We start from the raw sequence: 24137 nt of genomic DNA, 5'->3' as shown, positions 1-24137 counted from the left end.
TAGTAGCGGAATGACGGTTTTTCAAATTGTCGTAAGTCAGTTTAGCTATATAGATAGCATAAAATCAACTGCATAAATTGAAACAATATCTGCTAGCCACAAATTATAACAAATGCAGTAGCGTAATCTCCATCGTCACTCAGAGAAAGATGAATTTTGGAGATAAAATCCTTTCTGACAGCAATATATGGTTTTCCTCTTACATCGCTGTATATTTCTATATCTTTCATTGTAATACCCTGACCACTGCCTAGTGCTTTAATAAAAGCCTCCTTTGCTGCAAAGCGTTTAGCAAAATGCCTTGCTCGCATTTCTTGACTATTATACTTTCTACTTAGCTCTATTTCTTTTTCAGTGTAGATTCTATTGAGAAATTTTTCCCCGTATTTTTGTAATATTCTCAATACTCTTGGTATATATACTATGTCAGTGCCGATACCGCGTATCATTTTGTGCTAAAGCGATTTATTGCTTCCTCAATCTGCATTTCTTTTACCTCTCCAGTTGCTCTATTTTTTACTTCAACTATATTTTCATCTATTGCCTTTTTTCCAACAATTATTTGCCACGGCAAGCCTATCAGATCCATTCTAGAAAATTTTACTCCTATACTTTCTTCCGTATCATCGTAAAGCACTTCATCACTTTTCAAAGCTTTGTATATTTTATCTGCAGCCTCCGTTACTTTCGTTTGTAAATTGATTAAACCAATTCTGAAAGGAGCTACCGCTTCTGGCCAGATAATTCCCTTATCATCATGAAAAGCTTCTATTATTGCACCGACAAGCCTTGAAACCCCAATGCCATACGAACCCATATGTATATTGACATTTTTTCCATCTTGAGAAGTAACACTTGCCTTCATAGGCTTTGAATATTTATCCCCAAAATAAAAAATATGCCCTATTTCAATACCCTTGCTAACATTTAACTGCTCTTGCGGCACAAGGCAAGTTTTAGGATCATGCATATCATCTGCAACTGCGTATATGCTCTTTAAACTTTCAACATCTTCACTTTCCAGTAGTTCAGAAAATTTATTGTCATAATATAAAGTGCTCTCACCAGTGTTTGCCAATATATGAAACTCGTGGCTCAAATTTCCTCCAATTGGCCCCGTATCAGCTCGAACTCCAATTGGAGTAAGTCCCATGCGTTTGAAGATTTTTATGTAAGTTTTGTACATCAAATTATATGAATTCAGTGCACCTTCGTAATCTACATCGAAGCTATATGCATCCTTCATCAAAAATTCCCTGCCCCTCATAACACCATAACGTGGTCTTACCTCATCACGAAATTTCCACTGGATATGATACAAACAAAGTGGCAAATCTTTGTAACTTTTTACCACATCTCTAATTAAATCAGTTGCCACCTCCTCATGAGTTGGACCGAAAAGCATGTCTTCCTCATGCCTATCCCTTATACGCAACATTTCCTTACCGTAATCATCGTAACGCCCTGATTCTCGCCAAAGACTTGCCGGTTGCACACAAGGCATTAATGCTTCAATTGCACCGGATTTGTTCATTTCATCTCTGATAATATCTTCAATATTTTTAAGCACTAAGAGACCAAGTGGTAACCACATATAGATGCCAGATGCTACCTGTTTTATTAAACCTGCACGTAAAGAATATTGATGGGAGATAATTTTAGCATGGGCAGGTTTCTCCTTTAGAGTTGGCAGGTAATATTTGGATAAACGCATATAATAGACCTGATTGTATTAAACAATCTTAATACAATCAGACCTGTAGGTAAACTTATTTTGAAAAGGAAGGGAAGTGCGTGGTTGACCATTTCATAGTTATCATAGTCCTTGTACAACATTTTCCTTTTGGTATCGCAACGCTTTTTCACCAAACTTTGCCATAAGATCCTTAAAAGGAAGAGTAGATGGATCTTGCACCTTACTATTTACATCACTTTCTTTGTTTACAAGAGGAGCTTGAGGTTTCGTTTGTAAATTAGCAGGCTTAAGCAGTAACGGAGATGTGGGTTTAGATTCTTCACCACCAGACCCACGACCACTGTCAGGACTTTCGCTTCTTTTTACATCGTTTGATTTGAGGTTTGAAGGTGTAGACTTTTCCGTTTCATCTTCATCTGTAGTCCAGCTTGAATTGCTATCATAACTAGAATGCTCACTTTCACTATCTGAGGGTGCCATGGCTTTTCTCCTCTTAGAAAGCTTATTCAACTCTTCCTGTGTTAGCTGAGTACCTCCCTTCTCAATTTTGAAGCTACTATGACCTGGGTTTGTAGTATTCATTACATTGGGCAGAGGATCACTTTGGCTTTTTTGTTGCACAGTAGCGTTTGTAACAGGTACTTCAACAACAGTAGGGTTCTGTTCATTCTAATCAGCATCCCAATCATTCTCGTGGTCAGAAAGGTTGCTTTCACTATCTGAGGATCGCATGTCTGGTTCACTTGCAAGGGTTATTAAAGCTATATTTTTTGAGTTACTATCTCCTCCATCCTGCTTTTGCCCCTGCGTAGTAGTATGTACTTTCTTAAGTTTTGCCCTTGTGTTTGTAATATCATCCAGACTAACAGCTACTTGCCCTTTCGGGGGTGTGAATTTAGCATGGGAAGCGTTTTTTTGTGTAGTACCAACAGGAGGTTTTTCATCAGTAGTATTAGCACTGTTTTCTCGAGCAGTACCACCTGCTTGATTCAATTGCTCAGGAGTTGGCAGAGGTGGCGGCGGTGGTACACTGACACTTGGATTTGGTTGTGTTCCAAACGTTACTGGAGGCGGTGTAGGAGTAGGCACACTTGATTTATCCCGCAGACTAGTATCACTATCAACTTCTGTCTGTGATTCTCTATCGTGCTTAACAGGGTTATCTCCCGGATTAGTACAATTTTTACACATGTCAACTTCTGTCTGTGATCCTCTATCGTGCTTAACAGGCTTTTCTTGTGGTACTTGAGAAGCTGCTGTATCACATGTTTGCGTAGACCGTGAAGGAGAAGTAGGCACACTTGATTTATCCTGCAAACTAGTACCACTATTAACTTCTGTCTGTGATCCTCTATCTTGCTTAATAAGATCTATTTTTTTCTCATCACCAGCTCTAGAAACGGCCAGTCTAATAAGATATATTGCTGAAACCAGTGCAACAATCGCAGAAATAGTAAAAATTGCTAAGGGAAGTGCTTCAATTGCACCAGAACCAGAAACTGCTGCAATAACATAAGGAAGATGTATATAAATTGCAACGGCAGATACACATAATGATAAAGCAGCAATTGAAATTTTAAGGTTAGATGTAGACATTTTTTACCTCATTAACCAATACAATATTAACAATAACTAGATTATCAACAGTGTCAATAATTAATTATGAAAAATAAAGTTACAGTTTGAATAGATGAGCTATAAGTAATATACGACCAGCAATAGCTATACAATAGACTTCTTGCATAACCCAAACTAAGTAGAAAAAAGGTATAGCTAACACGTCATACCGCCGCGGTATCTCAAAGCATAGATCCCGCTAACAAGTAGCGGAATACTTAACCATCATCTACACCGTCATACCGCGATTCATTCGCGGTATCTCAGCCGCTAACAAGTAGCGGTATGACGGTTGTCGTTTAGTTATAAACATTAAGAAATTTACCAAACAAAAAAAAGGCAAAAGAAGCCCTGGTCATTGTCTATTTTCAGTATTTGGCGTTTTTTAAGTCTTAAACGCTGCAATTTAGCTGCTTTTAAGTGCAACTCACCTTAGTTTAAATGTTTAAGAAATTTACTAGGCAGAAAAAAAGGCAAAAGAAACCCCGTGGTAATTAGTGTTCACTTCCTAATCCTGCAAATTGGCGTACTATACTGTCTTAAACGACTTATAAGCGCGTTTCAGCTTATATAGGTAAAAACCTAGAAATATTGTGAAGACATAAGGTGCACATAGTGCAAAAAATTAAAAATAAGACGCCAACTACGTTGTTTTCTTGCTGTTTAATCTGCACAGATGAAGATAACTGAATACCTTCAGTTTCATGATAAGGGGGCTGGCGGAGTTTGTCAAGCAAGTTTTTTCGTTTCTATTCCCAATGTTATATGGTTATGCAAGAAGTCTATTGATTACCGGTAGTAATTTGTCAGTAATACTTGATATCTCTGCTGCCGATATTTTGTGATCATAAATTTCCTCAACATGTGACGCTATATCTCTATAGCCCATACCACTGGCAAATGTGCTCAAAATCTTCGTTTCAAGCTCTGGATGTAAGTTTGTTTGCCTTTTTTTGACTCATGTCAAACCTCCATTTTTTATATCAATTTATTACTTTTTTTTCGGTTTGACACGCTTTTTTGAACATTCCCTGGTCACGATTTTCATTAAAAGACAAATGTGAAGGATTAGAGTATCCACTTTAACCTCTCTAAATTTGCTCACAATCTCTTAACTTGACGCGTATGGTTTATTTAACACTCCCAACGGTTACAAATAATTCACCATTTCTTCTGGTTTCACTATCCTTTCAAACTCCTCCTCAGTGAGCAGTTGAAGTTTTGCTGCTGCTTCTTTTAGAGTGATATTTTCTTTATAAGCAAGCTTCGCTATTTTTGCTGCATTGTCGTACCCTATATGCGTATTTAATATAGTGACCAACATCAACGATTGATTCAGTAAATCTTTTATCCTCTCTTCATTTGCCTTAATACCAACTACACATTTTTCTGTAAAATTTAAACTTGCATCAGCTAAAAGTCTTATAGACTGCAAAACATTGTAAATTATCACTGGCTTAAACACATTCAATTCAAAATGACCGTTTGAACCACTAATGGTCACAGCAACATGATTTCCCATAACTTGAGTGCACACCATAGTTACTGCTTCACACTGAGTTGGATTCACTTTACCTGGCATAATTGAAGAACCAGGCTCATTTTCCGGTAACATTATTTCCCCAATTCCGCATCTTGGACCAGAACCAAGCAACCTTATATCATTTGCAATTTTCATTAAACTGACTGCTACTGTATTGAGTGTTCCACTGAGCTCAACTAAAGCATCATTTGCTGCTAGCGCTTCAAATTTATTGCCTGCTGAAGTAAATGGAAGATTAGTAATTCCTGCAACTTGGCTTGAAAAATCTTCAGCAAAACCCTTTTTAGTATTGAGTCCCGTGCCAACTGCAGTGCCACCTTGTGCAAGCTCGTATATACCACTTAAAGTTGATTTTACTCTCTCTATCCCCTTTTTAATCTGGGCTGCATAGCCAGAAAACTCCTGTCCCAGTGTTAGGGGTGTTGCATCTTGTAAGTGAGTACGTCCTACTTTTATTATATTTTTAAATTCCTGAACCTTATTATCCAGCACCTTATGCAATTTTTCAAGATTTGGAATAAGCAAGCAGTTTATTTGCTCTGCTGCTGCTATATGCATTGCTGTTGGAAAGGTGTCATTTGATGACTGACCATAATTCACATGGTCGTTTGGATGTATCGAAGATTTACTACCCAAATTACCACCTAAAATCTCTATTGCGCGATTGCTGATCACTTCATTCATATTCATATTAGTCTGCGTTCCGGATCCGGTTTGCCAAACAACAAGCGGAAATTCATTATTAAATTTGCCATCTATTACTTCCCTTGCGGCTGCGCAGATTGCGTCCCCTACCTTATTATCTATGCTACCCTGCTTCATGTTAACACGTGCTGCTGCAAGTTTTACTATTGCTAATGCTTTAATCAGAGGCTCTGGCATTTTTTCTGTGCCAATCTTAAAATTTTCTAAAGAACGTTGAGTCTGCGCTCCCCAGTAATGTTCACTTGGTACTTTTACTTCCCCTAAGCTGTCTGATTCTATTCTCGTCTTTCTATCCATATTTTCCTCCTGGTGTTATGCAAACTGGTTCACTACATAATTTTTTCATGCCTACTTCTTGGTTAATTAAATCATACTAGATCCAAGTAGTCAAGCGTGACCTTACCCAGAAAAAGTAGAGAGAAAGTTAAGACGTTTTTGGAGTAAAATAAAACGTTTTTTCAAAATATGGCAAATAGTTTATTCTCTTTGTAAAAAACATTCCAAACTTTCTCTCCACTTTTTCTGGGTAAGGTAAGGTCAGTTTAGCTATAGGCAGCAATTTTCTGTATTTACTTTAAATTGAAGAAAGCTCAAATGAAAGATCGTGTTTTGCTAAAAATCACAGAATGCAGTCTGGTTACAATTATTTATCACTAGTGCCTAAAGTGATCTCCTTTATCCTCTCATCTGCTAGTATTTTTAATTCCTCACCGTATCTATAATAATTTCGCTTTATAACGTATAACTCATCAGCAGAAGAAGAATCTAATTTAGGGTAATATTCGTAATCGCAATTTTCTTTGATGTCCTCAATGCTTATAGATGATGCTAAAAGTGGAAATAGAATTAATAGTAAAGTTAGTAGGATTCTTGTACAACTATTGTTTGAGTGACACCACGTCCTGGGTGTCATTCCAGCGCGTGACCAGAGAAAAAAAGATATGGATCCCAGTGTCAAGCACTGGGATGACAGAAGATAGTGCAAGAAATTTCGTAAAAAGGTTTTCATACCAATTATTTAAACTCAATTGTGTTATAAATATATTAATAGCGAAAAAAGAAAAACAAGGTTTAATTTTCTTTTTTATTTGCGATTTATCTATTAATTAACCGTGAAAGGTTACGTGTAATGCTCCTTCACATAATTATCAATAATTGCCTTAAATTCTTCAGAGACATTATCACCTTGTAAAGTTTTGAAATACTTGCCGTCTTTGTAGACTGCTGAAACAGGTTTTTCTCCATATCCAGGTAAGCTGATTCCCAAATTTGCGTGTTTGCTTTCTCCAGGACCATTTACTATGCATCCCATAACAGCAATGCTCATATGCTCTACACCTGGATTTTTTTTCTTCCACATCGGCATATGAGTTTTTATATAGCCATTCACTTCTTCAGTTAATATACGAAAACGATCGCTACTCGTGCGCCCACAACCAGGACATGAATTAACCTGAGGGTTAAAGTGTCGCAAGCCTATAGATTGCAATATTTCCTGACACACTACCACTTCATTAGTACGCAATTCACCAGGACGTTGAGTCAAAGAAGCCCGTATTGTATCTCCAATGCCATTTTGCAATAAATAAGTAAGCCCTGCTGCGGTATTTACCACACCTTTATTGCCCATACCAGCCTCAGTTAAACCCAAGTGCAGCGCATAATTGGAAGATTTTGCAAGTGCCGTATAAACTAAAATTAAATCTTGTACTTTGCTAACTTTACATGAAATGATTATTTTGTTTGAATTTAGACCAATTTCTTCAGCTTTTTTTGCACTATCAAGAGCAGACATTACAAGTGCTTTGCGCAGTATAACATCAGAAGGCCTTGAATTACTAAGCGAAGAGTTTTCATCCATCAGTTTTTGTAAAAGGTATTTATCAAGACTACCCCAATTTACTCCAATTCTAACCGGAAGATCGTGCATTATTGCATACTCTATCACCCTTTCAAACTTCTCATCACGTTTGTCGCCAAAGCCTATATTGCCTGGATTGATTCTAATTTTACCCAGCATTTTGATGTTGTCTGGATAATCTTGAACTAATTTATCTAGCTCATATTGACCGCAGCCTACCAATATTTTACCGTCAAAACCTTCTTTATTTATCTCTTCTACTATATAAGGTATGGCCCTTGCTACTTCTTCTGAATTCAAAGCAATCCGTACTAACTCTGAACCTGCACGCGCTAGTTCCATTATTTCTTTTGCATAATGTTTTGCGCTATTTTTTATATTATCAGAATCTATATGCACACCAAGCGCCATAGATTGTACGACTATAGGATTATTTCCACCTATCTTTACTTTTCCAACTTCTACAACATGAGTTTTGTGCCTGGAAATCGGCGATAATTCATATGCTTTATCATTCAATATCAGATTTTTATCTAGCATACTTATTAATTGTGATACTATTTTACTGTGTCAGCTACACTCCCAAATGAACTCGAACCATTCAAACTATATTGTGTGTTAGCACCTACGTTATCTAAATTAGCAATAGAATCATGTGAGCACGTTTTTCTTGATGGATTTTCTTTTATGGTGACATTTATAGGAGAAACTTTCTTTTCTCGTGTTGAAGTAACTTTCTTCCCTTCTTGTTGTTCATTTTCATGCTGCTTACTTTCATACTGGGAAACTGGCTCTTGATCTATAAATACAGCACCCTTTAAACGTGCGATATTAATACCATGCTGATTTATCATAGCGCTCTCTTCATCGTCGACTATGCACGCTTCCATGTCATTTGGCTCATTATCAAGACTAGCAATTTTTTTCTCTTTTAATTTTTTGATTAGATCTTCTTTATTTATAGCTCGATCTTGTAACTTTTTTTTCTTGAGGAGCTCCCTACGCTTCTCATACAGTTTATATGACTCAGCAAAATCCTCATCTGTATGAAAGTTTGCACCACCAGGGTTACCAGGAGGTATGTATCTCTTACTGAGCTTAGATTTAGCTCCAGCACTATGCACAGTAAAAAAGCTAGAAACCAAAAACATTAATATAAACAAAACTTTAGAAAAAATCCTAAGCATATGGTGCTATAGTAAATATCGTGTTTCAAAAGATAGCAATTAACAAACTTTAAGTAAACCAGAATCTTTACTAACTTTACAATACAAATATTTTTCTAAAAAGTGATATGCTTGCTATCAAAAAACCTACATAGGCTAAAAGAAGTGTAAGGTGTTACAAGTTATGTAACACCTCCTCAAGAAGAGTGTTATGCAGCTATATCATTTACAGATTTTAAGCCATTCACTTCTAAGTTATTCAGTTTAGTACCACCGTCTGCGTCAAGTTTTGTGCCCGGTGTATCTTGAGACAAGTTCTTTTCTTTCTCCCTTTCACACTTAATTCCCTGATAGATACAGAATGCAACAAAAGAAGTTATCGCTATTGCAGCAACAGCACTGACTATGGCACAAATTAGTAGTGTTTTTTCTTGATCTGCTACTGTTTCTGTGAGTGTTTCCACTTTTTCTTGCAGGCCGTTTAAGTGCTCTTGCATACCTTGAAACTGCTCAGTACCAATCTTTTCTTTTAATGCACTAAATACCTCTTCAAACTGTTTAGCATCAATCTTTTGAGCTTCTTGCCATTCTTTTAACGCACTAAATACCTCTTCAAACTGTTTAGCATCAATCTTTTGAGCTTCTTGCCATTCTTTTAATGCACTAAACACCTTTTGAAACTGCTCAGCATCAATCTGTTGACTTTCCTGCAATGCTGCCATATCTGACTTATCAAAGCCTAATATCCATTTAGTCACACTCATTTTAACCCCCTAGTTAATTAATATATTATAATTTTACATTCCAAATGTTTAAATTATTATTAAATTAACTGTCATTATGTATTGATCTTTTAATAATTTTATTTGACTTGCTTTTTGAAAGTGCGGAAACTTAAATTAAGGTATTACAAGGTTGCTACTCAACCAATATCTCTCTCTTTCCTGAGTAACTTGGTGCGCTGACAATACCTTCTTTTTCCATTCTTTCAACAATATTTGCAGCTCTGTTATAGCCTATTCTAAGTTGTCGTTGAATGTAACTGGTTGAAACTTTTTGATCTCTTTGAATGATGGCCACTGCTTGATTGTAGAGGTCGTTTTCTTCATCCTCTGTTTCACCTTCTGATTCCGCGAAAGAATTTTCATCTTCTTTGGTGATTTCCTCCATATAATTTGGCTCACCTTGCATTTTTAGATGATCAACTATATCTTGCACCTCATTATCACTTACAAATGGGCCGTGAACTCGAATGATCTTACCACCAGAGGCCATATAGAGCATATCACCCATACCGAGCAATTGTTCAGCTCCTTGTTCGCCAAGTATTGTACGGCTATCTATCTTAGAAGTAACAGCAAAACTGATTCTCGTTGGAAAGTTCGCCTTTATCACACCTGTGATCACATCCACAGATGGGCGTTGTGTTGCCATTATGATGTGTATTCCCGCAGCACGAGCCATCTGAGCTAAACGTTGAATAGAGCACTCTATCTCTTTGCCAGCAACAAGCATCAAATCTGCCATTTCATCCACGATCACTACAATATACGGAAATGTCTCCATCTTGATTGGTATCTTTTCAAACAAAGGTTTGCCTGTTGTTGAGTTAAAGCCAATCTGCACAACGCGCTCCAATTCTATTCCACTATTCATCGCTTCTGTGATTTTTTGGTTATAGTTTATTACGTTGCGCACATTTAAGTATGACATCATGCGATAGCGATTTTCCATTTCTTTCACTATCCACTTAAGAGCAATAACAGCCTTTTTTGGCTCTGTTACTACTGGCGTTATGAGATGTGGTATTGCATCATATATTGAAAGCTCAAGCATTTTTGGGTCAATCATTATCATCTTACATTCATCAGGACTGAGTCGATAAACGAGCGAAAGAATCATAGTGTTAATCGCAACTGATTTACCAGACCCTGTGGTTCCAGCAACGAGCAAGTGAGGCATTTTAGTTAGATCTGCAATAATTGGTTTTCCGCTTATTTCTTTGCCAAGCGCAATTGGGAGATTTAAGCTTGCATTTTGGTACTCTGGTGACTCAAGCAAATCACGCAGCATTACAAATTCTCGTTCCTTGTTCGGCAACTCTATTCCCATAGCATTTTGCCCACGAATTATTGAAATACGTGCAGAGAGTGCACTCATAGAACGTGCAATGTCATCTGCAAGGCCAATTACTCTTGCAGATTTCGTACCAGCTTGTGGTTCAAGTTTGTATAAAGTCACAACCGGCCCATAGCATACACTGATAATTTTTCCTTGCACGCCAAAATCACTCAGGACTTGTTCCAGCAGAGATAAATTTTTATTGCTCTCCATTTCATTCAGCTGCTTTCTCTGCAAAGACTCCTCTGCTTTAGAAAGTAAATGAATGCTTGGAAACTCGAACTCACTGGAAGGTTTAAAAATTTCTTCGGTGGCTTTTTTCTGTCTTTCTTTTGGTTGTTGTTTAGTAATTCTATGTTTTTCTTCTACTACTAATGGTGCAATTGAATACTCAGCAGTTTTATGTGATCTGAAGAATGGAACATTTACAAATAAGCAAGCTATTTTTTTACATAAGAAGAATAGAGAGTAAATTGCTCTCTTCCAACCAACCGATCCTACAAGACCTATTGATGTTACTATCACAAATACATAAAATGGGCAGTTATTAACGAGTGCATTCCCTATTATTCCACTGTGTCTGTACCTTGCAGTGATGCCTAGCGAAAGTTGTGGTAATATAGCACATATCCCTAAATTGATTAATATTAAATAGAGAATTTTCAGCAGTATTTTTGCTGGCCTGAAGATCAACAAGTAAACTATGGTTGTAGCTATTGTAACACTAGTTAATCCAAGAAATTGAACCAATATATCAGCTAAATATGAACCTACTATTCCACCTAAATTTGTCACTTCCTTATTTGTAGCCGTGTTTAAGGAAGGATCTTTATAGTTGTAGCTAAAAACTGATATATATACATATATTAAAAGGGATAGATATATTGCTGATTTTAGATATTTTTTTAACATCTACCTAAAGTAGTAAGCTACTGTATATTTTACAAAGTGAATTGTTATTAGCAATATCATTATAGATAAATCTAATCCATTGAACGGTGGTATATATCTTCTAATAATCTTTAGTGGTGGATATGTCAATTGGTTCAAGATGTGCATTATGCTACTGACAGTTTCATTATATATGTTCACCATATTAAGTTTAACCAGCCAGTTTAGGACAACCCAACATATTAGAATGAAGCTATAAAGATCAAGTAACATGTTGAGTAGATATATGATTGGATGCATGCACATCTATTACACGAAAGTTATATAAAAGACAAGTATTTAGCCTTTTCAAACTCAAAATGTTGGCTTTGCTGAACCAAAAAAACTTCGTTTCTTGAGCTAAGCAAAGCCACCTAAGGTAGGAGGAAGGAGTGCTGTATAAAAATATATATACTATTTATAGTACATTTTATTTCTTCTTATAAGATTCTCTTCTGTGTTTTATTGAAGTGATAGTTACTATACGTTCTAAAGTATTTACGCGGTTATCTAAGTGAGGAAAGTCACCTCTCCCCACTCGACTTCAAAACCGGACTTGTGACTTTCACCACATCCGGCTTCTCTCTAATTTGGTGCCTGTCATGCACACTTCTTATGTAGGTAATCATGACAATGTCCATGCAACATAGATAAATTTGCAATATTATTGTTGTTCCTATTCTTGTCTTTATGGTGTACTTCAATTACATCGTCAGACCTAAAATATAGTTGACAACAGTTACATTTACCTCGTTGTAATTTCAATAGTTTTATTACTCTTGGTGATTTTCCTGGTACTCTCCTTGAACGGTTTGCCCAATATATCCAATTCCCATCATAAGGAGATCTGTCTCCTGACACTTTAATGTGCCATTTAATAGCATGATCCTTATGCTTAATAAGGTATAGATTGTCATTTAACATGAATCGCCAGTTATCATTGCCGTATTTTTTAAAGTACTTCCTCTTAATCCAGCTTTTTCCTTTGTTATGATGCCTAAAGACTGCCCATTTCCAAAGTTTTTTGTGTGTATCATTATCCAATGAACCAAAGACTTTGCTTGACACTGCAGGAGTGTAATATTGACTCCATCCTCTTATTATAAGATTGAGTTGTTTTATTACGGTTTCCTGGGGTGCGTTGCGTAATGCTTTAAGTTTATGTTTTATAACTAACCCGTGCTGTTTTATAGAGTTACGACTTGGTTTAATTAGCAATTTGTAATCTTTTCTACCTCGTTTTATTGGGTATTGTCGTATTGTAAATCCAAGAAAATCAAAACCTGGTTTTTGTTCTCCGTAAGGTTTGAGCGTGTGGGAAACTTTTGTTTTTGAATGTTTTAATTCCAACCCAATGGTTTTTAACCACTCTTCAACTAAAGTTTTCGCTCTAAGAATAATTTCTTCACTTTCATGGAGAATGATAAGGAGAGTAGACCGGCGGAACTTCCCCACCAGTCTCTCGCAGAACTGCACGGAAACCTCTCGGCTTATACAGCTCCCATTATTTAGCCTTTTGATCCTAACCCAAGTGTCCAATGATAGAAAATACTTGGAGACCTCTTTCTCACTTTTCCTAGAAATTGCTTTGCTAGTCTTCCGTGATCACGAAGTTTCTTATATTTTGTCCTGACCCATCTTATGAGGTATCTCTCTATATTTCTGAGAGATGGATACATCTCTGATTTATAAAACCTGCCATAGTACTGAAACCAGCCTCTGACTATTGGATCTATTTTCTTCGATATTTCCTCTAGTGTGGTCCATGTAATCCGATGTATTCTCCATGACTTTATGGTTTTCTTGATCTTCTTCTTGGCTTTGTTACTAATTGCAGGTAGAAATGAGATGAAATAATTCCTCATCTTATTCTTTGCTACTCTAGGTCTAAAAGTATAACCTAGAAAATCAAAGCTTTGTTTAGGAAATTGTTCTTTTCTATCATCATCCTTACTGTACACAATCTGTGTCTTTTCAGGATGTAACTTCAATTTACACTTAGCCAATCTTTCTTCAATCATTACTTTCATAAATCCTGCCTGTCTTTTAGTTCTGCAGTGCACTATCGCATCATCTACATATCTTTCAAATGGTACTGTTGGATAATTTTGTTTCATCCACATATCAAACGCATGGTGCATAAATATGCTTGAAATGATTGGGCTTATTGAACCTCCTTGCGGAACTCCTTTATCCCTTGTTACCCTACTGCCATCTGCTTGCTGAATGGGGGCTTTCATCCACCTCTCAACATACAGTATGACCCATTTGCAGTCTGTGTGTTTCTTGATAGCCTGCAGTGCTAAATCGTGGTCCAGATTGTCGAAAAATCCAGATATATCAAGATCTACCGTCCAATCATTTTTCCAACATCTCTTCCGTGCTGTGTATACCGCATCCAGCGCAGACTTATTTGGTCTATAACCATATGAATCTTCGTGAAATTTCGGTTCTACTAACGGCTCAAGATACATTGTAGCTGCTGTTTGCGCTATCCTGTCGAATACTGAAGGCACACATAAAATTCTTTGCCCTCCTGTATCTTTTGGTATCGCAACAGCTTTTACCGGCTCTGGAAAATAACTTCCGGATGACATCCGATTCCATAATTTGTATAGATTATCCTTTAGATTTTCTTCAAACTTTGTTATCGAGACCTCATCTACACCTGCTGCACCTTTATTTTTCGATACTTGTTTATAAGCTCTCCAAATAAGTTGCTTTGGTATATCAAAAGACTTTGTTTCATTCATTAACTCCTCCCTTTCGGTTGATAAATAATTAAAACTAAATAACTTAGCCCCTTCACTCCATTTCCATTACAGAAACTTCTTCGCTACTACGAGCTAATCCGCCCCTGTTTTTCGCATCGGTACTCTCATCCTCAGAGATCAGCTCTTTGGACTTCTCCCTTTTCATCGAAACGACAGGTTCCCGTAGTTCCATGCAATAGCCTAAAATAGATTCACGCCACTTTTATGCCGGACGCCACCTACCCAGTAAACAAGCTCCCTGTAGATTCATCCCAGGTTAACGACTACCCCCTGGTTTTGACGTCGTCTCTACGCTTTCGACACTTCATCAGTGGTTCACTTGCGTTCGTCTCTCTATTTCATACATGACACATAATTGTGCCTTTTCCATAACGCTCACTACCTTAGCTCTTTACCAAAGCAGCTTATGGCTGTTTGAAGCCTGCTCTTGCAAACCGGCTCCGAGGGGCCCTCCCTCATCTACTGCACAGCTTCAACACTTTCCGTGTTTCTACGGCGCACAGTCATCTGCGTAGGCGGTAGTATTAACCTTATCGCGCCAAAAGGCAGATTTTTGGGCTGTCTTTTCTAAGCCTCTAAGGGTAATATTCATCAGTGTAGGAGAGATGATCCCTCCTTGAGGAGTACCTTCTTTAGTGATATAAAAAGTGTTCTTATCCATGTATCCTGCTGTCAGCCATTTTTTCAGAATTTTCTTATCCATAGGGCAGTGTTCTAAAAGCCATGCATGACTAATGGAGTCATAACAAGATTTGATATCTGCTTCTAGGATCCATGGTGCCGATACTTTTTGGCACAACGTTTTAAAACATTGGTCAATAGCATCAGCAGCTGATCTTTTATGCCGAAAACCATAGGCATGACGATCTAAAATTGATTCTGAAACTGGTTCAAGTGCTTGCAGATAAAGAGCCTGCATTGCCCGATCCTTCATAGTTGGTATTCCCAAAGGACGTTTTTTTCCTGCTCTTTTTGGAATCCATACTCGTCGGAGCGGTTGGACGCAATATCCTCGACGCTTTAACGATTGAACAGCTTTGATCTTTTGTTGCGGTGTGCGCCAAACTAAGCCATCAACCCCAGGGGTGTTTTTTCCTTGATTTTGAGTGACTCGTTTAACAGCCAAAAGTTTTGCAGTAAACGAATGTGTCAATATCCATTGCAAAGCTTTCACTTTGCCGTACCTTCTTTCTCGAACAGCCTTTGCAATACGCATCTGGAGCTTTTTGACACCTATTATCACTTTAGTCCAATTAATAGATTCCCATGTAATTGTAGGTGTAGAGGATGCACCAATCGCTGAATATGTCAGTGTTGTCATTTGCTTTTCCTCATATATAAAAAGTTCTCCAAAATCTCTTACAAAGAAAGACCTATCGGACGTGGGCACACTTTTATGTCCAGTAATGTTTCAACTGGTATTCCCACCATTACAGTGAGACCTTTGCTTTTTCCGACATCCCAAACCTGCACTGCCATAAGCATTCCTTACAGTTTGCTGTCCCCACTATGGTAGGGAGCAAGTACAGGGTTTCCACGCTTCCCCAAAAGTAGCTTGTGAACTTAGGTGCCTGCTGTCGACCGAGAAGCTTATAGGTTACGGGAACACAACTACGAGATGTTCCTCCTGCTTCCAATGCCTTTTGGCCCAAGCGTATCAACCGCTTTCGCTTGTCAACGTTTACGGTCTTTATCACAGGTTCAGTTACCTTCACCTTATTCACTATCTAGCACTTACCCTCTGTATGGTTTGAGGGAGAATACGCCTTTTGCAATTTGTATCCCGCATAATGCTTTGTTACATTGTCAGGGCAGCTACTTAATTCATGCCCCTAGATTCATCCGGCAACACGGACGGTTTCTTCTTGATCTTTCTAAGAAAACCTAGAAAATCCTGAGAAACAGCTACTTCTGACGCCTTCGCGTCGCAACATAATCAACGTTATATGGAGGATCACAAACAGTAATGTCTGCCATTTTATCATCTAACAGCGCTTTATATGATTCAACTACAGAGCTATCACCACAATAGATTCGATGATCACCTAAAATCCATAAATTCCCTGGTTTTGTTACTTCTACCTTTTTTTCATCAACAACTAAGTCAGAAAGATCTTCTTCTTCACTATCTAAATCATCAAGAAAGTTTTGAACTTTTTCCAATTCAAATCCTGTCATTTTTAGGTCAAACTGCAAATCTTCTAACTCTTGAATTTCCACTTTTAAAAGCTCATCATCCCACTTTGCCCAATTAGCTGATTGATTTGCCAGTAATCGAAAAGCTTTAGTTTGTGGTTCATTTAAATTATCACTTAAGACCACTGGTATACTTTCCATACCAAGTTTTCTTGCTGCTTTAAGTCTTAAATGACCATCAACCACAGTGCCATCACTTTTTGCAACTATTGGTATACGAAAGCCAAATTCTCGAATAGAAGCACACATTCTGTTGACCACATCGTCATTTTTACGTGGGTTACGCTCATATTCAACTAGGTTTCGAGTAGGATAGTAGTGGATTGCTAAATTCATATCTTAATAATTAAAAAGTTAATATTCAAAATATATCTGACGCTAGAGAAGGCCTGGGGTTGAACCCACCAAATCCGCCATTCTGGCTGAAAGGACCCACTTTTTATGGATTTTTCGTCTTATTAATATCTTTACTAATATAGAACATTAATGCCAAAGCATCGGCCTCATTATCATCTCTAGGTGAAAAACTTTTTTCACGTATCGCTTCAATAACTTCACTCTTACTTGCATTGCCTTTGCCTGCTATAAAGCGTTTTATAGTTTTAACATTAACACCTTGGTAGGGAATATTGTTCTCTTCACACCAAGCAGACAGCACTGCAAGAAACCCACCGTAGCAATGGGCTGCATCAGTTCCTAAATGTCTTCTCACCTCCTCAAAGTACACTGCAGTGAACTCATGTTTCAAAGAATTAAGCCAATTGTGAAAACTTAAAAAACACATTCCACCTCCACTGAAACGGCTACCATGAAAGCTTTTGCTTCCACTTTCAATTACTCCATCTGTTAGAATTGCCCAGCCGGTTTGCTTGCCGAGATCTAGCGTTAAGATTGACGTACAAAAACTCCTTTGTGTAATTAAAGTTCAATGCCCTGTATAATATATATGTACGATGACTCGCAAATTCGTCCGCAATTTTGAAAAAAAATTAAAAAAAATTTCATATCCTGCCATTTGAGTTTTTTTCATCTTTACTTATCTTAATAACTATTTTACATAACTTATATTACGCCAATATTTATATTATTATATTATCATATATTATATTTTACCTGTATTTAAATATATATATAATATATATAAGACTTCAGTAATCCGTAAACCCTCTTTACTGGCCGATTTTAGCCACTTAACTTTAGAAACGGCTTTTAGGAATAGAACATAAAAAAGACAATATTATCAATAACTTAACGATTACTGCTTTCTGAAATACTAATTAGTAACTCAGAAATTAGGTACGAAATTGGTAGTTTTTTACCTATGAAAAAGTAGCTTCAGTAGTGTATCAAAACGTTTAAATCTTATTTTAATTTTTAAAGATTTTATTCTTTTAGATAAAAAAATTATTACTACTTTTTTATAATAAATTAGTCATACAAAGTCTTGGTAAAAATCTCTATTCATGAAACTTTTGGAGTTTTTATGAAGAATTCTTATCAAGGAATCGATTCTACAATTGTTAAACATGTGAGATTTCAAGCTTCGCGCCTTAAATCCAAAAGCTGTTTTATTAACGAAAGTCTCGAAGATATAGAACAAGAGCTTTTTTGTCAGGTTTGGCAATATCTTAACCAGCACGATGAGAAAAGAAGTAGTTTTAGTACTTTCGTTGCTAGATTAGCTAATTATTGTGCTCGCAATATGTTACGCAATCAGTTATGTCTAAAACGTAATATAACTTTTGATGATATAAACGACGATATTCCAGATCATAGGAACTCGGAAATCGAAGCGATAATTCGCACTGACATAAATAATATAATTTCAACTTTGTCTGAAAAAGATAGTAATTTATGTCAATTACTTAAGGTATTTACTATTACTGAAGTTTCTGTAATAACCAAAATACCAAAGACAACTATCTATCGCACACTAGAACGAATACGCGATAAATTCTCAGTTTTAGAGAAGTTATAAGCTCTCGATTATATTTGCTCAAAATTTTTTTTTGCAAATTGCGGACGAATTGCCTAGGTCATCGTACATATATATTTAGGTACTGGGAGAAAAATGAAAATAATGAACAGCAATGAACGGCTAAAAGTTCAAACAGGTATAAAAATGGTCATCTTTGGTCCTTATGGTATAGGTAAAACTAGTCTCTTAAAGACCATAAATGAACCAACACTTTGTCTTGATTTTGAGGCAGGTTTACTTGCTGTTCAAGATTGGCAAGGGGATTCTGTAAGTATTCGTACTTGGAATGAGGCAAGAGATATTGCATGTCTCATAGGTGGTCCTAATCCTGCGTTAAAATCTGACTCAGCATATAGCCAAAAACACTATGAGCATGTATCCAGTAAATACAAAGAGCTTGCTTCAGAGTTTCTCAAGTATCGATGTATTTTTATCGATAGTATTACAGTAGCCTCGCGTTTATGTCTATTGTGGGCAAAAATGCAACCTGAAGCTTTTTCTGAAAGATCAGGAAAACAAGATATGAGAGCTGCTTACGGGTTACTTGCTCAAGAAATGATGGCTTGGCTCAATCAGTTTCAACATATTCCAAATAAAGACATCATTACAGTTGGAACTCTTGGACAATACCTCGATGATTTCAATCGCTCAACTTGGCTACCTCAATGTGAAGGAGCTAAAACTGCAAGTGAAATTCCAGGTATTGTTGATGAGGTAATCAGTATGGTTGGAATCAAGAAAGATGATGGTACAGAGGTTCGTTCATTTGTCTGTCAGACGATTAATTCTTGGGGATATCCTGCTAAAGATCGAAGTGGTTGCCTTAATATGGTTGAAGAACCGCATCTAGGAAAACTTCTTAAAAAAATTAAAACTAAAGCTTTTGCAATTCAACCTGTCACGCCCAACATATAGGAGGTTATTATATGCTACAAAACTTTTTAACTATTGGTCAAAAAATTCCTTTTTTCAGTGTGAAAGAATACTTGAACGATCGATCGCCAATACCAGAGGATATAATCTCACCAAGAATTTTAACAAAAAGAGGCTTATTGGTACTGGGTGGCCCACCTAAAATCGGCAAAAGTGACTTTTTGATTTCATGGCTCGTTCATATGGCTGCAGGTGTTCCTTTTCTTGGTATGGTTTCAAATAGACCTTTAAAAATTTTCTACATGCAAACTGAAATTGAATATGAATATATGAAAGAACGTTTGCAACAACTTGATAATGAACTTTTGAATGTAGCTGCTAACAACTTAATCATTACGCCAAAAGTGCACTTATCATTTAATCATGATGAAATAAGTGAAATTAAGGAGATTGTAAATGAACGCTTTAAACCTGATGTTTTGGCCATAGATCCATTACGTAACATCTTTAGCAGTGAATATGGAAATGAAAATGACAATAGTGCTATGTTGTTTTTTCTGCAAAAGACTCTTGAAAAGCTACGCAGTGCTGTCAATCCAGATGCTTGTATTGTACTTACTCATCATACAAAAAAATTATCGAAAAAGATGCTCGAAGAAGATCCATTTCAAGGCCTAAGTGGTGCTGGATCTTTACGTGGATTTTACAGTACTGGTATGGTGATGTTTGCTCATGATGAAGAAAGCAGTGCACGCCAGATAGTATTTGAGCTTCGCAATGGTGAACGCGTGCCAAACAAACTTGTCGATAAGATAAATGGTCATTGGCAGCTAATGGAATAGCTAACTTTCACTTTAAAGTCAACTTATAGGAGAGCGTATGCTACAAGATTTTTTAACTGATTTTAATAATGCAAAACTGCAGAGCAGTTTAATACCGAAAGGTACAATAGTCAAGGTAAAAATGGCAATAAAGCCTGGAGGTTATGAAAATTGGTTCACTAAAAACTACACTACTGGCAGCATCTATTTAAATACTGAATTTACTGTCACTGAAGGTCCATATGCAAAACGCAAGATTTTTCAGATTATAGGTATCAAAAATGGCAAAGCAGAAGGTGAAGAAGACATCTGGGGAGAATCTGGACGTTCTATGCTGCGTAGTATTTTGGAATCATCCAGAAATATTCATGCAAATGACACTTCAGAGAAAGCAGTTACTGCTAGAAAAATCAACTCTATAGCTGATTTCAACGATTTAGAGTTTACAGCGAAAGTAGGCGTTGAAACTAATAATACATACGGAGATAGAAATAGGATTACTACAGTTATTACTCCAGAATTACAAAAAAGTTTTCAAGATGATTGGTTGCCATTTTGAAGTATGACGAAGGAAAGTTGTGGGCTGCTGTTATTACTAGAGCTATTCAGGATGCAGCAGGAAAAAACCCTAAACTTAAAAAAGAGGCTTGTCAATGGATTCGCTCACGATCTTTTGAAACTGTTTGTGAGCTGGCTAATCTTGACTTTAAACGTCTAAAAAATATGTTGAACAAATTTGGAATAAACAAGGAGAATTTTATGGATTTTTCATCTAAAAATGCTTTAAAAATAAAATCATTATTAATTAATAATATCAAAGATTGTTTATCTTATTTGTTACCTGAAGGCAAATCTTACCAAAATAAATTCTATATTGGCAGTAGAAATGGAAGGAGAAAATGCAGGAAATTGGTACAACCTGATCGAAGAAAAGAAAGGAAATATAATAGACCTTTGGACTTTAGTTAAAGGTAATATAGATTCTGCTGAAACATGGTTGAACAGTAAAGATGAAAGAAGTTCCATATTACAAGAAAAACAAAACGAAGGAAAAGCATTTTCTGTAAACCATTACTTAAATGACAAATCACCAATGCCACAAGATATAATAGGCCCAAGAATTTTGACACCAGGTGGTCTTTTGGTCATAGGTGGTACTCCAAAGATTGGCAAAAGTCATTTTCTTCTTTCTCTATTAGTACATCTGGCAGCAGGAAGATCATTTCTTGGCATGAAGCCTACAAGACCGCTAAAAATATTCTATCTACAAAACGAAATGGAATATGATTACATTAGAGAACGTATACAACAACTCAACAAACTTCCTCATTTAGCAACAGAAAACTTAATTGTGACGAACAAGATGAATTTGACCTTAAATGAAGAAGATATAGAAAAAATAAAAAATATGGTAGAGGAAAAGTTTGATTTAGTTGTGATTGATTCTCCTTATAATTCCGTTAACTATGGTCTGCAGCATGCAATAGAAAAACTACGTTCCAAGATTAATCCTATGGCTGGAATAATCATCACAAATCACACCAAAAAAGTACCTACCTCTATATTGGAAAAGAATCCATTTCAAGCTCTCGTTGGTGCTAACGCTTTAAGAAGTTTTTATACATCTGGAATAGTAATATTTCAACCCAATAAACGTACAAATATCTTGCAAGTAGTATATGAACTTAGAAACGGTAGATCTATACCAACAAAATTCATCAATAAGATTAATGGATGTTGGAAATCTGCTAACGTTATAGCTAGAACATAAAAATTCTTCAGGTAGGTATGGATATTTATTGTTCACAAAGAAATGGACATTATAAATTATTAGGGAAGAAAGAACAGTTAAGAACTCAACTCCTATCAAATATAAGGTCATGTCTTTCTTATTTACTGCCAAGAGGAACTTTTCGTGGTGATAAGTTCTATGTAGGTGATCTAAAAGACAATCAAGGAAAAAGTATGATAGTGGAGTTAACTGGCAGTAAAGCCGGATTATGGCATGATTTTTCTACCGGAGAAGGAGGAGATATTTTTGATCTTTGGGCTGCTGTTACTGGAAAAAATCAATTTACTGATACGATAGAAGATATTGCTAAGTGGATTGGTTATTCGGAAAAAAATAACACTCTGGGGCAACCAACGGCATCATGGAACTATTACGATGAAAGTGATCAAGTGATTGTTACAGTTTATCGTTATAACACTGATTCAGGAAAAAGATATCTTCCTTTTGATGTAAAAAGGTCTAGTTTTACTCCACCACAGATCAGGCCTTTATATAATATTTCAGGTATTATGAAATCTGATAAGGTGATTTTAGTTGAAGGTGAAAAGTGTGCAGATGCTCTGATAGAGCAAGGTATAACTGCCACAACTGCAATGTTAGGAGCAAATGCACCAATAGAAAAAACAGACTGGTCACCACTTAAGGGTAAGCATGTTATTATTTGGCCAGACAATGATGAACCAGGAAAACAATATGCTGAGAAAGTTGTGAAAAAGCTTACTTTTCTTGGTGTTTTATCACTTACTCTTCTTGAAATACCTGACAATAAACCAAAAGGATGGGATTCAGCTGATGGTATAGAAGAAAAGATGAATATTCCTGAATTCATTGAAAATAACTCGAAAAAAATCATCGTTAAGCAATTGCTTAATATTCAAGAATGGAGCGTAGAACGTTTTATAGGTCCAGTACCAGAGCAAAAGTTTCTTGTTGAAGGGTTATTTCCTTTAGGAGTGACATCTATTCTAGCTGCAATGGGAGATACTGGTAAAGGTATGCTTCTGCTTGATTTAGCACTGAAAGTTGCGAGTAGAAAAGATCAGCCATGTGGTTTTGGTCCTTTAGTTACTGAACATGGATCTGTGGTAATTTTCTCAGCAGAAGATGATATGAGTGAAATACATCGTCGTTTAGAGCGTCTTGATTCGCAATGCGAAAGATTAAAATATAAAGATAGGCTCTTTATTGTACCATTACCAAATGTTAGTGGATCACTTACAATCATAAAGAGTGTTTCAGGTAAAGTTATAGAGACTTCTCCTGAATTTGAATCTATAACAAAACAACTTAATAAAATAAAAGACTTAAAATTAATCGTATTTGATCCACTTGCATCATTTGTGCATGCTGATTTAAATACTGACCCAGCCGTAGGCGATTATTTGATGTCTTTATTATCTGATTTAGCAGGTAGCACTGGAGCATCAATAATTACTGCCCATCATATGAGAAAGCCAAAAAGTGAAAAACCTATATCGACTGTTGAGCAAGTACGTGATGCCATTAGAGGTACATCTGCTCTTGTTAATGGTGTTAGGTGTTCATACGCTTTTTGGTCTGTGGAAGATGCAGCTAAACCGACAATTTTTAAATCAATAGGAGAATCTGTAAGACAGAACGCATTATTTTATGGAGCAATTGTTAAAGCAAACGGTTTGGCTGATCGCACTTTACGCACTTATTTAAGAAATGAAGAAACAGGATTGTTAGAGGACATAACTGAAAGATTAAGAATAAAAAATATGAACGAAAAAGATTCAAAGCAGCATCTTATAACTGCAATTACACGAGCAGCAATTTCTGGACATCCATTTACCCATACAGGAAGTACAGGAGTGTATAAACAGCGGCATAGACTACCTGAGGAGTTTCACAGTATAGGAAGAGATAGAATGGAGCGTATAGTTCAAGAGCTGTTACAAACACGGAAGCTGGTTAAGGGAATGGCTACTGGTTCAAAAGAAGATAAATGGCTTGACATTCCTAGCGGACCATTTGCTCGCGGCGTTGGAAAGTTTAGCTGTGGAGCTGAGCTATTCTCCTAAAAAATTTTTCTGATATAAA

23 protein-coding genes and 2 pseudogenes are annotated in these 24137 nt (G+C 36.5%); 7 read left to right on the top strand and 18 right to left on the bottom strand.

Translation table 11 applies throughout. The annotated features are described in order from the left end of the window. Window positions 1-92 precede the first annotated feature (92 nt). From ABWU58_RS05395 to ABWU58_RS05310, 18 genes and pseudogenes are all read right to left on the bottom strand, one after another. Window positions 93-449 (bottom strand): holo-[acyl-carrier-protein] synthase, encoded by a 357-nt coding sequence (locus tag ABWU58_RS05395; protein ID WP_353282805.1) that lies wholly within the window; start codon window positions 447-449, stop codon window positions 93-95. After that, window positions 446-1714, bottom strand: a complete 1269-nt coding sequence (gene proS / locus ABWU58_RS05390; RefSeq protein WP_353282804.1) for a proline--tRNA ligase — start codon at window positions 1712-1714, stop codon at window positions 446-448. The genes ABWU58_RS05395 and proS overlap by 4 nt, the downstream gene beginning before the upstream one ends. A 102-nt stretch (window positions 1715-1816) precedes the next feature. Next, window positions 1817-2278: a hypothetical protein gene (locus tag ABWU58_RS05385; RefSeq protein ID WP_353282803.1), complete on the bottom strand. Its 462-nt coding sequence runs from the start codon at window positions 2276-2278 to the stop codon at window positions 1817-1819. An 87-nt stretch (window positions 2279-2365) separates the two neighbouring features. After that, window positions 2366-3292 carry a hypothetical protein gene (locus ABWU58_RS05380; protein ID WP_353282802.1) on the bottom strand — a complete coding sequence of 309 codons (927 nt, stop codon included), beginning with the start codon at window positions 3290-3292 and terminating at the stop codon, window positions 2366-2368. Window positions 3293-4097: 805 nt separating this feature from the next. Then, a pseudogene (locus ABWU58_RS05375) lies at window positions 4098-4271 on the bottom strand (transposase); the annotation flags it as partial. Between the two features lie 192 nt (window positions 4272-4463). Further along, entirely contained in the window at window positions 4464-5858 is a 1395-nt protein-coding gene (gene fumC / locus ABWU58_RS05370) for a class II fumarate hydratase (protein WP_353282801.1), read from the bottom strand. A gap of 346 nt (window positions 5859-6204) precedes the next feature. Beyond that, entirely contained in the window at window positions 6205-6570 is a 366-nt protein-coding gene (locus tag ABWU58_RS05365; RefSeq protein WP_353282800.1) for a hypothetical protein, read from the bottom strand. 111 nt (window positions 6571-6681) lie between these two features. Beyond that, window positions 6682-7962 carry a flavodoxin-dependent (E)-4-hydroxy-3-methylbut-2-enyl-diphosphate synthase gene (ispG, locus tag ABWU58_RS05360; RefSeq protein ID WP_353282799.1) on the bottom strand — a complete coding sequence of 427 codons (1281 nt, stop codon included), beginning with the start codon at window positions 7960-7962 and terminating at the stop codon, window positions 6682-6684. A 17-nt stretch (window positions 7963-7979) separates the two neighbouring features. Further along, complete coding sequence (locus ABWU58_RS05355) at window positions 7980-8609, bottom strand: TRP75-related protein (RefSeq protein WP_353282798.1); 630 nt, start codon at window positions 8607-8609, stop codon at window positions 7980-7982. Window positions 8610-8797: 188 nt separating this feature from the next. Further along, window positions 8798-9352: a hypothetical protein gene (locus ABWU58_RS05350; RefSeq protein WP_353282797.1), complete on the bottom strand. Its 555-nt coding sequence runs from the start codon at window positions 9350-9352 to the stop codon at window positions 8798-8800. A 154-nt stretch (window positions 9353-9506) separates the two neighbouring features. Next, a complete protein-coding gene (locus tag ABWU58_RS05345) occupies window positions 9507-11621 on the bottom strand; it encodes an FtsK/SpoIIIE family DNA translocase (protein WP_353282796.1) in 2115 nt (704 codons plus the stop codon). Next, window positions 11622-11900: a YggT family protein gene (locus tag ABWU58_RS05340; RefSeq protein WP_353282795.1), complete on the bottom strand. Its 279-nt coding sequence runs from the start codon at window positions 11898-11900 to the stop codon at window positions 11622-11624. It abuts the gene before it with no gap. Window positions 11901-12239: 339 nt separating this feature from the next. Then, window positions 12240-13094 (bottom strand): group II intron maturase-specific domain-containing protein, encoded by an 855-nt coding sequence (locus ABWU58_RS05335; protein ID WP_353282764.1) that lies wholly within the window; start codon window positions 13092-13094, stop codon window positions 12240-12242. Window positions 13095-13147: 53 nt separating this feature from the next. Next, on the bottom strand, window positions 13148-14392 hold the full coding sequence (gene ltrA / locus ABWU58_RS05330) for a group II intron reverse transcriptase/maturase (protein ID WP_353276809.1): 1245 nt from the start codon (window positions 14390-14392) through the stop codon (window positions 13148-13150). Between the two features lie 52 nt (window positions 14393-14444). After that, window positions 14445-14585 carry a hypothetical protein gene (locus ABWU58_RS05325; protein WP_019078704.1) on the bottom strand — a complete coding sequence of 47 codons (141 nt, stop codon included), beginning with the start codon at window positions 14583-14585 and terminating at the stop codon, window positions 14445-14447. A 318-nt stretch (window positions 14586-14903) separates the two neighbouring features. Next, window positions 14904-15734, bottom strand: a complete 831-nt coding sequence (locus ABWU58_RS05320; protein ID WP_353282726.1) for a reverse transcriptase N-terminal domain-containing protein — start codon at window positions 15732-15734, stop codon at window positions 14904-14906. 590 nt (window positions 15735-16324) lie between these two features. After that, window positions 16325-16945 (bottom strand): annotated as a pseudogene (locus ABWU58_RS05315) (ParB N-terminal domain-containing protein); the annotation flags it as partial. 103 nt (window positions 16946-17048) lie between these two features. Further along, window positions 17049-17501 carry a crossover junction endodeoxyribonuclease RuvC gene (locus ABWU58_RS05310; protein ID WP_353283728.1) on the bottom strand — a complete coding sequence of 151 codons (453 nt, stop codon included), beginning with the start codon at window positions 17499-17501 and terminating at the stop codon, window positions 17049-17051. A 591-nt stretch (window positions 17502-18092) separates the two neighbouring features. On the opposite strand from ABWU58_RS05310, the gene ABWU58_RS05305 reads away from it, so the two are divergent. From ABWU58_RS05305 to ABWU58_RS05275, 7 genes are all read left to right on the top strand, one after another. Beyond that, a complete protein-coding gene (locus ABWU58_RS05305) occupies window positions 18093-18587 on the top strand; it encodes a sigma-70 family RNA polymerase sigma factor (RefSeq protein WP_019236463.1) in 495 nt (164 codons plus the stop codon). Between the two features lie 93 nt (window positions 18588-18680). Continuing rightward, window positions 18681-19502: an ATP-binding protein gene (locus ABWU58_RS05300; RefSeq protein ID WP_353282794.1), complete on the top strand. Its 822-nt coding sequence runs from the start codon at window positions 18681-18683 to the stop codon at window positions 19500-19502. An 11-nt stretch (window positions 19503-19513) separates the two neighbouring features. Next, window positions 19514-20302 carry an AAA family ATPase gene (locus tag ABWU58_RS05295; protein ID WP_353282793.1) on the top strand — a complete coding sequence of 263 codons (789 nt, stop codon included), beginning with the start codon at window positions 19514-19516 and terminating at the stop codon, window positions 20300-20302. A gap of 37 nt (window positions 20303-20339) precedes the next feature. Then, window positions 20340-20840 (top strand): hypothetical protein, encoded by a 501-nt coding sequence (locus ABWU58_RS05290; RefSeq protein ID WP_182364992.1) that lies wholly within the window; start codon window positions 20340-20342, stop codon window positions 20838-20840. After that, window positions 20837-21250: a hypothetical protein gene (locus ABWU58_RS05285; RefSeq protein ID WP_022626307.1), complete on the top strand. Its 414-nt coding sequence runs from the start codon at window positions 20837-20839 to the stop codon at window positions 21248-21250. Before ABWU58_RS05290 ends, ABWU58_RS05285 begins: the two co-directional genes overlap by 4 nt. Next, complete coding sequence (locus ABWU58_RS05280) at window positions 21168-22052, top strand: AAA family ATPase (protein WP_353282792.1); 885 nt, start codon at window positions 21168-21170, stop codon at window positions 22050-22052. The genes ABWU58_RS05285 and ABWU58_RS05280 overlap by 83 nt, the downstream gene beginning before the upstream one ends. 17 nt (window positions 22053-22069) lie before the next feature. Continuing rightward, window positions 22070-24118: an AAA family ATPase gene (locus tag ABWU58_RS05275; protein WP_353282791.1), complete on the top strand. Its 2049-nt coding sequence runs from the start codon at window positions 22070-22072 to the stop codon at window positions 24116-24118. The last annotated feature ends 19 nt before the right edge of the window (window positions 24119-24137 follow it).

The sequence above is a fragment of the Wolbachia endosymbiont (group A) of Pogonocherus hispidulus genome, assembly GCF_964028195.1.
GTDB lineage: Bacteria > Pseudomonadota > Alphaproteobacteria > Rickettsiales > Anaplasmataceae > Wolbachia.
Note: the sequence above shows the minus strand (reverse complement) of the source record. Positions and strands in the feature narration are given on the sequence as shown.